This is a genomic window from Chitinophaga sp. SVR4-12A (genome assembly GCF_056754765.1).
Genome location: NZ_JBPGWP010000001.1, coordinates 1,564,747 through 1,576,558, shown reverse-complemented (window position 1 = coordinate 1,576,558; position 11,812 = coordinate 1,564,747). Strand labels below are relative to the sequence as shown.

Sequence of the window (11,812 nt, the reverse complement as noted above, 5' to 3'; positions counted from 1 at the left end):
ATGAACCGTATACTCTTATTGCTACTGATCGCATCCTGCGTTTTTTCCTGTGTGAATCCTGCCGCAGAACAGCAAGCTGCAAACAAGGACAGCGTGGTATTGAATGAGCCTTCACCGGAGGCGCCGGCAGATTTTAAAACGCTGGATACGGCGCTGAGCTTTGCAGGTCTTTGGGTGAATGAAACGTATATAGATAACATCCGCAAAACGAGATCTCCCCGCCAGTCGCAGGATGTAATGGAAAGCTGTATCACGATCCCGTCCAGGACTTTGCAGGTGACCCGCATAGTGGCCGGTTTCCATGAAGGCGCTGAAGATATGGTGGTGGTAAAGGATCGTGACAGGTATAAGCTGTATGATGCAGACCTGCGCACAGTACAGAAAGAGATGGAACTGGTTTCTCCCACCCGTATTAAAATAGGCGATCAGTACTTCAGCCGCATAGCTCATCATGATACTACCCTCACTGATTTTGGCATATTGGAAGAACTGTTGTTTAGCGGCCGCTATGAGCGGGAACGCGGCAAAGAGGTAGTATTCACAGCAGATGGCCGTATACAGGGATTGGACAGCTTCGCACGGTATTCGCCGGTAATAGACTACACCGCCGGTTCGCTTAGCGAGTTTGACCTGGTCAACATGGGAACCGGCAAAGGCAGGGATTATGGCTATCGCTTTAAAGGCGACACCTTGCAGATCTTCCGCACTATCTGTGCAACAGCCGGGGAAGGCAACTTCTGTGATTCTATCGCTGCGGGCGCTATGCTTTACAAGCTGGTGCGTAAAAAAGATTAATGTTTCTGCTTCTCTATTTTGTCATGATATCGCAGGTACAAGGGTAAAGCGGCAGAGCCGTACCATTGGTACAGTTCTGCATCCAGCAATTTGGATTGCACAGCGGGATCGGTGTTCAGCAGCGCCGTTGCTTCTTCTATTGTTTTGGCATTGAGAATGAAGATGCCGCGATAGGCTTTATCGTTCTTCTTTAAAGGACCGGCCACTACCAGTTTTCCATTCTCCGCCAGGCGGTTAATGTTATTCATGTGCCCCCTGAACAGGCTGTCCAGCGTTTCCTTTTTATCTACTTTATTAGGGCCGGTTTTTAGTATCACCAGCACATAAGGTTTCATGCCATATTCATCGGCGCCCAGGGAATCAGCCAGGACTTTGTTGTATTGGGGATTGTCTGCCTGCGCATAGCCGGTGGCGCGCAGCAGCACAAGCAGTGCAATGATCAGTGCTCTTTTCATACAATAAGAATGTGTACCGGTCAAAGGTACCGTATTATTTAATCTCGAAGCGGTATTTACCGGCTACGGCTTCATAGGGTTTGCTGCTATTCACCAGCGCATTGCCCTGCCCATAAACCTGCTTTCCTTCCGGTATGCTGAAGCGGATGGAAGCGGTAGCGCCGGCGGGCACAGTTACTGTATACACAATAGCGCTGCCTGTTCTTTCCCATGCAGAAATGATGTTGCCATAAGGGCTCTCGTGTGAGGACTCATAGCTATCAAGTCCTACTACGAAATGCGGCTCCAGCAGGATATGACGGAAGCCCGGTGCTTTTTCATCCGGCTTGATGCCGCCAATGCCTTTGTACAGCCAGGCGCCTATTTCGCCGAACATGATATGATTGCGGGAGATGTCTGACTTTGCATCGATGGGCCAGTTCTCGTACAGCGTGGTAGCGCCGTTCACGATCCACCATCCCCAGGAAGGAAAGGTTTCCTGGCTGGCTATTTTGTAGGCAATATCCGCATAGCCGTTCTCACTCAGGGCATTTAGAATGGCTTTAGTGCCCAGTAATCCAACATCCAGGTGAAAACTATCCTGTTCTACCCGGCGGGCAAGATTGGCCGCTACTTTCGCCTTTAATGCATCCGGTGTTACGCCCCAGTAAAGCGGTACGCTTAATTCTGTTTGTACGCCTTTGCCGTAAATGCCGGTGGCAGTATCCAGGTATTTGTTGTTGATAGCGTTCCTTATCTTTTCAGCGAGGGCGGTATATTTCTGCTGATCCTCGCGGTGGCCCAGTATACCGGCTGCTTTGGAGAGGATGCGGGTATCTGTGAAATAATAGACGGAAGAGGTCAGCTCAACCGGGGTGGTAGATTTTACCGGTACCCAGTCGCCCAATCCCCAGGAGGTAAGGCCGGTAGGGCTCAGCTCCGTGATATGATCCACATATCGTTTGATGTTGTCATAGCTTTTAGCCAGCAGGGTGGTATCGCCATAAAAAAGATAAATATTCCAGGGAATGATGGCAATAGTGCTGGTCCAGTCCGGACCGTTGGCCCACTCGTAGCCCCAGCCGGAAGTGGGAATAATGGCAGGCAATACACCGTTGGGCTGTTGTTCATCGCGATGATCGGCCAGCCATTTTTCGTATACCGTAATGCCGTCAAAATTATACAGCCCTGTTTCGATGGCGATATGCGCATCTCCGGTCCAGCCATTCTTTTCCCGTTGCGGGCAATCCGTGGGATAGCCGAAGAGGTTAGAGAGATAGGAATTGTTCGTTGCTTCCCACAGCTTGTTGATCATGGCATTGGAAGTATGGATGCGGCCTACCGGCGGTACATTGCTGTGCATGAAATGCCCGGTGAGGCTTTCTTTGGTCAGCTCAACCGGCTGGCTGCTGCTCACTTCCACGTATTGAAAACCTTTGTAGTTAAAGCGTGGCATGAAGGATTCACGGCCTTTGCCACTGAGGATGAAGATGTCTGTCTGAAAAGGATCTTTATCGTCAGTAGGACGGTAGTGCACATCAATATTGGACTGGTCTGCGTGACCGTCTGCTTTTAACTGCTCCGCATGTTTCAGGCGTAATACCGTGCCTGCAGGCCCGCTGACACTGATACGGCTAACGCCGGCGATGTTCCGTCCCAGGTCAAAAACATAGGTGGTATCATTTAGCTTATTGAGATTTTTTGCAGGGATCTCTTCCACCTGTTCAATCGGGCGCAGGGCCTGCGCTACAATATTAGTGGAAGGCGCGGCACGATAGATCACGTCTTTCCAGGCGGTATCGCTGAACGCAGGCGTGTTCCATCCCGCTTGTTCTTTACGGGCATCGTAATGTTCGGCGGTGTAGATACTATTAAAGATTACCGGGCCGAGGGATGTTTTCCAGTCTTTACCGGAGCTGATCGTTTCTACGGTCCCATCCTCGTAGGTGAGGCGCAGATCAAGACAGAAAGTGGGCCTGCCGCGCCAGGGGGCCTGGTGAAAATACCACACGGCAGTAGATTGGTGATTGTACCAGCCGTTGCCCAGCATGACGCCAATGGCATTTTTGCCGGTCTTTAGCTGTGCAGTTACATCGTAGGTAACATAAAGGGTGCGGCGGTCAAAGCGTGTATACATGGGGTCAAGGCGATGCGTGCCGATGCGTTCGCCGTTGATGTACAGCTCGTACAATCCCGCAACGGCGATATAAGCTCTTGCGGACTGTATTTTTTTACCGGTTTCAAATACTTTCCTGAAGAGTGGAGCCGGTTTTAACGCTATATTATTATTATCGCTGATCCAGGCGCCTTTCCAGTTCTTCATCTCCATCATGCCTGTCTCAAAGCTGGCAGGCTGCGTGCTGATGCTTCTTTTCCCGTCTTTGTCCCATACGGCCACTTTCCAGTAATAGCGGGTAAAGGGCTGCAGCTTTTTACCTGCATACACTGCCAGGGTGGTATTGCCGCTGATGCGGGGAGAGATCCATACATTTCCTTGCTCTACTGTTTGCGGATCAGTGGATACAAAGAGCTGGTAAGCCGTTTGTTTTGCACCCCGCCGCTCATCTTCCAGGTGCCAGCTAAGGCGCGGACGGGCCGCATCAATGCCGATAGGGTCAGGCAGGTATTCGCATTGCAGTCCGCCGGGAGTGCAACTGCCCTGGCCGTAAGCACCAGGAAGCAGAAAAAATAAACCAACTATGCAGCAGATGCAGTAAAGAAAATGTTGACGGCGCCTTTTCATGCTAATTAATTGACTATCTGTTGAATATATGTGTTCAAATATAAGGGGCATTAAAATAACCAAAATGTATGTACCCTGCAACCCATGGTGTCCTGCTGGCATCTTTGTTGTGCAGGGAATGGCATAAAACCGGCACGCTATGGCTACAGCTCAAAGACCCTGGTGGGAAGCAGGTGTTATTTACCAGGTATATCCGCGTTCTTTCCAGGACAGTAACGGCGATGGGGTAGGAGATCTGCCAGGCATCCACCGGCGGCTGGATTACCTGGAATGGCTGGGTATTGACGCCTTATGGTTGTCTCCGATCTTTCCTTCCCCGATGGCTGATTTTGGCTATGACATCAGCGACTATACGAATATTCATCCCCTGTTCGGCACCCTGAAAGATTTTGATGAGCTGCTGGCAGCTGTGCATGCCAGGGGAATGAAGCTGTTGCTGGACCTTGTGCCCAACCATACCTCCAACCTGCACCCCTGGTTCCTGGAGTCGCGTTCTTCGCGGGATCATCCCAAACGCGACTGGTACATCTGGCAGGATCCCAAGCCGGGCGGCGGCCCGCCCAATAACTGGCTGAGCGTGTTTGGCGGCGACGCCTGGGAATGGGATGAACAGACCAGCCAGTATTACTACCACGCCTTTTTAAAAGAACAGCCAGACCTGAACTGGCGCAATCCAGAGGTGCAGCAGGCCATGCTGGATGTGATGCGTTTCTGGCTAAAAAGGGGAGTAGACGGCTTCCGGGTAGATGTGATGTGGTATATGATCAAAGACAGCCAGCTACGCGATAATCCGCCCAACCCGGATTATCAGCCCCATAGGCCTACGCATGAGCAGCTGTTGGACGTATATTCTACCGACCAGCCGGAGGTGCATGAGATTGTCCGCAAAATGCGGGATGTGATGGAAGAGATTGACAAGGAGCGGCTGCTGATCGGGGAGATCTATCTGCCGGTGCAGCAGCTGGTGACCTATTACGGTATTGATAACAGGGGCGCGCATCTTCCCTTTAATTTCCAGCTGCTTTCACTGCCCTGGGAGGCGCAACAAATAGCCACCGCTGTTGACCTCTATGAAGGTGCCCTGCCGGAGATGGGCTGGCCTAACTGGGTGCTGAGCAATCATGACCGTCCCCGTATTGCCAGCAGGGTAGGAGAACAGCAGGCCAGGGTGGCCGCTATGCTGCTGCTAACGTTACGCGGCACGCCCACCATTTATTACGGCGACGAGATCGGTATGCGGGACGTAGCCATCCCCTTTGAAGAAGTGCAGGACCCGCAGGGATTGAATATGCCGGATAAAAACCTCAGCCGCGATCCCTCCCGCACGCCCATGCAATGGGATAACAGCGCGAATGCAGGCTTTACAGAGGCAAAGCCCTGGCTGCGACTGAATAAGATCTTCAAGCGTATTAATGTGGACGCGGAAAAGGATGATAATCACTCCATGCTTTCTTTATACCGGCGCCTGATCCGGCTGCGCAGGCAGGAGCCATCGCTGGCAACAGGACGATATACCCGGGTGTATGCAGACCAGCAGATGATGGCCTATACCAGGGCACAGGAAGGACATCCTGCATTTCTCGTACTACTCAATCTTACTCACCGGCCCTGTTATTTCAGGCCTGAACATTTTCCTTTCAAGGGAACCATCGAAATAGCCACCATTCCTGAAACAGAAGGCAGCGTGGTAACAAATACCATCAGTCTTGACGGCGATGAGGGCATGGTGATACGTCTCATCTGAGGTGATTGGTCGTCTATTTATTTTTGTCGCAAGTGCCCCCTTATAATGTCGTATTCGCAACCCGGAGAACTAAAAGCTTCCGCTTACATTTGTAGTAATGAATCGGGCGAAACGATGAACAGGAAAGGATAAACAGGCAACCTGGTTTACTTATTTTCTGCTTATCATGTTAAAAGGAAATGTTGCAGATATTTGTGTTTTCTTATATTTGCATCCTCCATGTAACACTGCTCCCGATCATATCGTTTCACTAAACACCTAAAACCTTACCACCATGGCCTCAGTAAATCCTTATTTAACATTCAACGGCAATTGCGAAGAAGCATTCGATTTTTACAAGTCTGTTTTCGGTGGAGAGTTTGCGATGAAGTCCCGTTTCGGCGAAATGCCTTCAGAGCAGAACTGCAGCGCAGCAGAGGCCAACAAGATCATGCATGTTGCATTGCCGATAGGGAAGGACTCCATACTCATGGGAAGCGATCAGCCGGATGGATATGGGCCATTGAATAATGGAAACAATTTTAACATCGCCGTGTCTCCCGATAGTGAGGAACAGGCTACCAGCATATTCAATGGTCTCTCTGGCGGCGGACAAGTGATCATGCCCATGGAAAAGACCTTCTGGGGCGCATACTTTGGTATGTTAAAGGATAGATACGGTATTCAGTGGATGGTTAACTACCAGTTCGAGCAACCGAAATAAGATCGTCTAAACTGCTTTCTGTCAACTGAAAAACTCGTAGCATCCTGTTCGGCAACACCTTGTTGCCGGCGTATATACCATATTCATGTGTATGTCCCGCCACCCAAAAACGACACCGTTCATTCTATTGTATATTATTTAAAAGACCACTTTTCTTATGCCGCAACCGTCAATGACTACCAACAAGGTATCTTATTACTTTTCGCTGATCAAACAATCGCTGAAAGGAGAAGATATGGATTACACCACCGGCAGCTTGCGAAGGGCCGTATTCACGCTGGCAATTCCTATGATCCTCGAAATGTGTATGGAATCAGTATTTGCAGTAGTGGACCTTTACTTCGTAGGACATCTGCCGGACAGCAGTCATGCGATACAAACCGTAGGGCTGACAGAATCCGTTATCACGATCGTATACTCACTGGCCATCGGTATCAGCATGGCCGCCACTGCGCTGGTAGCCCGCCGTGTAGGTGAAAAAAATCCTGACGCCGCCGCTTATGCCGGTATGCAGGCAATATGGTTATCCGTTTTTGTGACCGTCGTTATCAGTTTGCTGGGCTTTATCTTTGCCGCTGATATCCTGCGATTGATGGGCGCAGAAGAAACCACTGTACAGAGAGGCGCCAGTTACACCCGTTTGATGATGGGAGGCAGCCTCGTGATCATGCTGCTGTTCATGATCAACGGTATCTTCCGCGGTGCGGGTAACGCATCCATGGCGATGAAGAGCCTGTGGCTGGCCAATATCTGTAACATCATTTTGTGCCCGCTGTTTATCAGGGGCCTTGGGCCGATCCCTGCCTTCGGGCTTACCGGCGCTGCGATGGCCACTACTACCGGCCGCGGAATTGGTGTGCTGTACCAGCTGTATCACCTGTTTAAAGGTAAGAGCCAGGTAAGGATCAAAGCACATCATCTGAAGATAGACTGGTCTATCATCAGGTCTGTAGTAAAGATCGCATCTCCGGGTACTTTCCAGTTCATCATCGCCTCCTGCAGCTGGATCTTCCTGGCGAAACTGGTAGCAGAAACCGGCGGTGATCATGGGTCTGCCGGTTATCAGACCGCGGTACGCTTACTGATCTTCTTTATCCTGCCGGCCTGGGGCCTGAGCAATGCCGCAGCTACGCTGGTGGGACAGAACCTGGGCGCCAAGCAACCTGAAAGGGCGGAAGAATCAGTACTGAAAACGGCGAAGTACAACGTGATCTTTATGTTGCTTGTGACTATGCTGTTTCTCTTCGGTGCAGAGTTCTTTATTTCCTTCTTTACACAGGACCCCGACGTGAAGGCAATTGCTGTAAGAGCACTGCGTATCATGAGCGCCGGTTATGTATTCTACGGTATTGGTATGGTAACGATCAATGCCTTTAACGGGGCAGGCGATACGTGGACGCCTACCTGGATCAACTTTATCGGCTTCTGGCTGTTCCAGATACCGCTGGCGTACCTGCTGGCCAGGTACCTGCAAATGGGGCCGCTGGGCGTGTTCATTGCCGTGCCGGTAGCAGAAACGGCTATTAGTATTACTGCGTTCGTGTTGTTCAGAAAAGGAAAATGGAAGAAAGTAATGATATAAACATCATTTATATAAACACACCTAAACCTAAAAAACCTATAACATGAAACAGATTAAGATCATTTACTGGGTCTCTACCATCCTGATAGCGGGGCTCATGCTATTCTCAGGTATTACCAATGCAATGTCTACCAAGGAAGCGCTGGACCTTTTCAAAATGTTGGGATATCCTGCTTATTTATCGCCTTTCCTGGGTATTGCTAAGATCCTGGGCGCCATAGCGATACTGGTGCCGGGCTTTCCCAGGCTGAAAGAATGGGCGTATGCGGGCCTTACTTTTGATTTGCTGGGCGCTGCTTATTCCGGCGTGGCAGTGGGCGGTCCTTTGGGAGGATTGCTGTTCTTTGCCGTGATATTGGCTGTACTGGCAGTATCCTATATTTATCATCACAAAAAACTCAAGGCGTCTCCAATGCCGGCGCCGGCACTGTAAAATAGAAAGAGGGCTTCTCAGGAAGCCCTCTTCTGTTTTAGTATAGCGTCATAGGAATAGGTCAGGGCCGTTCTGTAAGATCTGTTACAGGTTTGCCTACACAGCCACCAGGCATTTGTATATGCAGCATGGCGGCAATGGTAGGCGCGATATCCGTCATATGCACGGTTTTATTGCTGGCGCCGTGCTTCACATGCCAGCCCATAAATACCAGTGGGATATGTACATCGTAAGCGTTCCAGTTGCCATGTGTAGTACCTTTCTCAAAGCCCTGGTACCAGCCCGGTTCAGGGATAATCATTACAGAGCCAGTGCGTTTCGGGTTATAGCCGTTGATCACTATGCTTTTTATGGGTTCAGGTAATGGGCTGATACCGATATTATCTACATCTGCTGCGAACTGTATCCCTGGCTGGCGCTGCAGGAATTTCACCGTTTCTTTCTTGATCGCATCATAGTCCAGCTTAGCGGAATCAATCTTACCGATGTTATAATTAACATGATAGTTGGCGCCGGAGCGTACCAGGCCTTTTATCCCGAAGCGTACATTGAGCAGGCTATCCAGTGATGCCAGCATCTGCCTGTCTCTCACAAAACCGGCAGGTATGTTGTGTTCCTGGAGGAAGCCTACGGAATGCGCGGCGCCATGATCTGCTGTCAGGAAGACCAGGTATTTACCTTTGCCTACACGCTGGTCCAGGAAGCGGAAGAAGGCAGCGAGATCTTTATCCAGGCGCAGGTAAGTATCTTCCACTTCTATAGAATTAGGACCGAATTTGTGCCCTACATAATCTGTAGAGGCGCAGTTGATGGTCAGGAAATCAGTAACAGTGCCGGTTCCCAGGTTATAGCCTTCCACGGCTGCTTTGGCAAAGTCCAGTGTGAGAGTATTGCCGGAAGGAGTGGAGCGCAGGCTGCCGGGATCTTTTGGATAGATGGCCGGCATGTTGTGCGGGAACACGGTGCCTGTTTCCCCGACAAAATTACCTTCCCACTTAGTTTGGTCTTCAGTGCTTTGTATATAGGTGTTGATGGGGTATAATGTTTCCCATGGTTTAGACATTAATTGTGCAGGCTCTTTGCGTTCGTTGAAACGCTTTACCCAATCAGGCAGCTCCTGCATGTAATAGGTGCTGGTAATAAAGCTGGCATTCGCGTCATCAAACCAAAAGGCGCCGTTGGGCGTATGCCCTGCGGGCAGGATGGAGGCGCGGTCTTTCAGCGATACGCCTACTACCTTGGAGCGGAAATTAGTGGCCAGGCGTAACTCATCTGTGATCGTAGAGGCGAGCAGGTTACGTGGCGACATCTGGCCTGCACTGGAACTAGTGCCTACAGATTTTGCCAGCGTATCTTCCGTGCAATACCAGGAGCGGCCGCTCTGCTGATCGATCCAGTCATTACCCGTAATACCGTGAATGGCAGGTACTGAGCCGGTGTACACCGTGCTGTGGCCTACTGCGGTAAAAGAAGGGAGATGACTGATGAAAGTGTTCTCACAGGAGAATCCTTCTTCCAGCATACGTTTGAAGCCGCCCGCTTCATAGCGGTCGTAGTAACGGTACAAATAATCCCAGCGCATCTGATCTACCACGATGCCTACTACCAGTTTGGGTTCATCTTTTACCTGTGCTTTAACAGGCGCCTGTGCTTTAGCAGGAGCATGCTGCAATACAGCGAAGCTGCCTGCAAGCAACAGGGTTGAAAGCGTTTTGGTTCCGTACATAAATTAGATTTAAAAAGTTTGAGGTTTGAAACAATGTCCAAACCTCAAACTTACAATTAATATTGTGGATTCTGTTCCAGTGCCGGATTCATGTCCCTTTCTGCCAATGGAATGGGCCACCAGTAATCCCTTGCCGGGTTGAAGCTTCTCTTCTCAAGATATTTACCGCTCCAGCTGTAGATGTTAGTGTTTAACACGGTTTCAGCTATTTTCCAGCGGCGTACATCGTTGTAGTATAATCCTTCTCCACCCAGTTCTATACGCCTTTCGTGACGGATCTCTGCTCTCAGCTGATCTTTTGTAAGACCAGGTGTGATGTGCGGCATTTTTACACGGTCGCGGATAGCATCCAATGCTGCGTATACAGTAGCGTCGGGGCCTGCGAATTCATTCTGCGCTTCAGCATACATGAGCAGGATATCGGCATAGCGCAGCACCATAAAGTTGATGTCTGACTGGCCGTCTTTCAGATCTGATTTATCAGCAGGCGGAACGATACTGTCATAGATACCGTACTTCTTCATGCCGTAGCCGGTGATCGCAAAGCGGGTGGAATCTATCTTTTTGCCCCTGTATACATCACCGGGATAGGTAAAGGTGGCATACAGGCGCGGATCGCGGTTAGCATAAGGATTAGCCGGATCATAACCAGAAGCAGGATCTGTGATAGGCAGACCATTCTTCATATAATAGGAGCGTGCAAATTCCAGCAGCGGCGCATTGGTATTGTACTGTGTGCAGATCAGATCAAAAGAGCTGCCCTGGTTGGGGAAGAGGTATTGTACATCAAAGATGGATTCCTTGCTTCCTTCATTGGCCTGCAGGAACAACGCGCGGTAATCGTTGAACAGGGAATAGGTGCCCAGGTCCATTACTGCTTTGGCAGCATCTGCCGCAGCTTTCCACTTGTTAAGGTCATTGGCGGTGTTCAGCAGAGGGCTGGCCTCATACAATAATACTCTCGCCTTCAGGGCCATGGCGGCGCCTTTGGTAGCCCTACCCTTGTTGGTACCGGAGAATGAAGGCGGTAACATACCGGCTGCATCGTCCAGGTCTCTCAGGATCTGCGCTACTACTTCAGCACGGGGAGTACGAGGCAGGCCTCCTTGTGTTTCATTGTTGGGAGGGTCCAGGATCAGCGGTACGCCACCGTAATAGTTCTGCAGAATGAAGTAATAGAGCGCACGCAGGAAAATGGCTTCTCCCTTCATGCGGGTCACTACTTCAGGATCCATGTTTGGCACTTCATCCACTTTTGCCAGGAAGGTATTGCAGCGGCCGATGCCACTGTAGCAGTCGCCATAACGGCCGGTGATAACACCGCCGGTGCTGGAATTGTGTTGGCCCGAAGCAACGGTGTTAAAGCTATATGAATTGCTGTAATTATAGGCGTTAGGAGAGAGCGTTTCATCCCAGAGGGCGGTGGCAGAGCCGCCGTTGGAGTTCTTACCGCCAAAGATACCATCGTTGCGCAGTATAGAGTAGCAGCCTACCAGTGCAGCATTGGCGGCTTCCGGAGTGGTCCAGAAAGTGGTTTCCGTATATCGGTCATGCGGCTGGGTATCCAGCAGACTGGTGTTACAACCTGATGCCAGGAGACCGGCGCAGGTGATCAGGAGATATATCTTTTTCATGATCGTCAATTTGTTTAC

9 protein-coding genes are annotated in these 11,812 nt (G+C 50.4%); 5 read left to right on the top strand and 4 right to left on the bottom strand.

The features are described 5' to 3' along the window. The gene (locus tag ACR9Y8_RS06375; RefSeq protein WP_481212405.1) at window positions 1-795 is read left to right on the top strand and encodes a hypothetical protein; all 795 of its coding nucleotides are present in this window, start codon (window positions 1-3) and stop codon (window positions 793-795) included. Here the strand turns inward: ACR9Y8_RS06375 and ACR9Y8_RS06370 are convergent. Continuing rightward, window positions 792-1,250 (bottom strand): YciI family protein, encoded by a 459-nt coding sequence (locus tag ACR9Y8_RS06370; RefSeq protein ID WP_481212404.1) that lies wholly within the window; start codon window positions 1,248-1,250, stop codon window positions 792-794. The two genes, ACR9Y8_RS06375 and ACR9Y8_RS06370, sit on opposite strands and share 4 nt — an antisense overlap. 34 nt (window positions 1,251-1,284) lie before the next feature. Then, complete coding sequence (locus tag ACR9Y8_RS06365; protein ID WP_481212403.1) at window positions 1,285-3,972, bottom strand: alpha-L-rhamnosidase; 2,688 nt, start codon at window positions 3,970-3,972, stop codon at window positions 1,285-1,287. A gap of 139 nt (window positions 3,973-4,111) precedes the next feature. Here ACR9Y8_RS06365 and ACR9Y8_RS06360 point away from each other — a divergent pair, with 139 nt between their 5' ends. From ACR9Y8_RS06360 to ACR9Y8_RS06345, 4 genes are all read left to right on the top strand, one after another. Beyond that, window positions 4,112-5,716 carry an alpha-amylase family glycosyl hydrolase gene (locus ACR9Y8_RS06360; protein WP_481212402.1) on the top strand — a complete coding sequence of 535 codons (1,605 nt, stop codon included), beginning with the start codon at window positions 4,112-4,114 and terminating at the stop codon, window positions 5,714-5,716. Between the two features lie 274 nt (window positions 5,717-5,990). Beyond that, window positions 5,991-6,419 carry a VOC family protein gene (locus ACR9Y8_RS06355; RefSeq protein WP_481212401.1) on the top strand — a complete coding sequence of 143 codons (429 nt, stop codon included), beginning with the start codon at window positions 5,991-5,993 and terminating at the stop codon, window positions 6,417-6,419. 157 nt (window positions 6,420-6,576) lie between these two features. Continuing rightward, the gene (locus tag ACR9Y8_RS06350; protein ID WP_481212400.1) at window positions 6,577-8,001 is read left to right on the top strand and encodes an MATE family efflux transporter; all 1,425 of its coding nucleotides are present in this window, start codon (window positions 6,577-6,579) and stop codon (window positions 7,999-8,001) included. 43 nt (window positions 8,002-8,044) lie between these two features. Then, on the top strand, window positions 8,045-8,434 hold the full coding sequence (locus tag ACR9Y8_RS06345) for a DoxX family protein (RefSeq protein ID WP_481212399.1): 390 nt from the start codon (window positions 8,045-8,047) through the stop codon (window positions 8,432-8,434). A 61-nt stretch (window positions 8,435-8,495) separates the two neighbouring features. Here the strand turns inward: ACR9Y8_RS06345 and pafA are convergent, their stop codons facing one another. Both pafA and ACR9Y8_RS06335 read right to left on the bottom strand, forming a co-directional pair. Beyond that, window positions 8,496-10,160: an alkaline phosphatase PafA gene (gene pafA / locus ACR9Y8_RS06340; protein WP_481212398.1), complete on the bottom strand. Its 1,665-nt coding sequence runs from the start codon at window positions 10,158-10,160 to the stop codon at window positions 8,496-8,498. Between the two features lie 56 nt (window positions 10,161-10,216). Next, the gene (locus ACR9Y8_RS06335) at window positions 10,217-11,794 is read right to left on the bottom strand and encodes a RagB/SusD family nutrient uptake outer membrane protein (protein WP_481212397.1); all 1,578 of its coding nucleotides are present in this window, start codon (window positions 11,792-11,794) and stop codon (window positions 10,217-10,219) included. Between the last annotated feature and the right edge of the window lie 18 nt (window positions 11,795-11,812).

What these genes read in the sequence shown, in the direction of transcription:
- ACR9Y8_RS06345 (WP_481212399.1), top strand. Translation starts at nt 8,045, where the DNA reads ATGAAACAGATTAAGATCATTTACTGGGTCTCTACCATCCTGATAGCG.
- ACR9Y8_RS06375 (WP_481212405.1), top strand. Translation starts at nt 1, where the DNA reads ATGAACCGTATACTCTTATTGCTACTGATCGCATCCTGCGTTTTTTCC.
- ACR9Y8_RS06370 (WP_481212404.1), bottom strand. Translation starts at nt 1,250, where the DNA reads ATGAAAAGAGCACTGATCATTGCACTGCTTGTGCTGCTGCGCGCCACC.
- ACR9Y8_RS06355 (WP_481212401.1), top strand. Translation starts at nt 5,991, where the DNA reads ATGGCCTCAGTAAATCCTTATTTAACATTCAACGGCAATTGCGAAGAA.
- ACR9Y8_RS06335 (WP_481212397.1), bottom strand. Translation starts at nt 11,794, where the DNA reads ATGAAAAAGATATATCTCCTGATCACCTGCGCCGGTCTCCTGGCATCA.
- ACR9Y8_RS06360 (WP_481212402.1), top strand. Translation starts at nt 4,112, where the DNA reads ATGGCTACAGCTCAAAGACCCTGGTGGGAAGCAGGTGTTATTTACCAG.
- ACR9Y8_RS06365 (WP_481212403.1), bottom strand. Translation starts at nt 3,972, where the DNA reads ATGAAAAGGCGCCGTCAACATTTTCTTTACTGCATCTGCTGCATAGTT.
- pafA (WP_481212398.1), bottom strand. Translation starts at nt 10,160, where the DNA reads ATGTACGGAACCAAAACGCTTTCAACCCTGTTGCTTGCAGGCAGCTTC.
- ACR9Y8_RS06350 (WP_481212400.1), top strand. Translation starts at nt 6,577, where the DNA reads ATGCCGCAACCGTCAATGACTACCAACAAGGTATCTTATTACTTTTCG.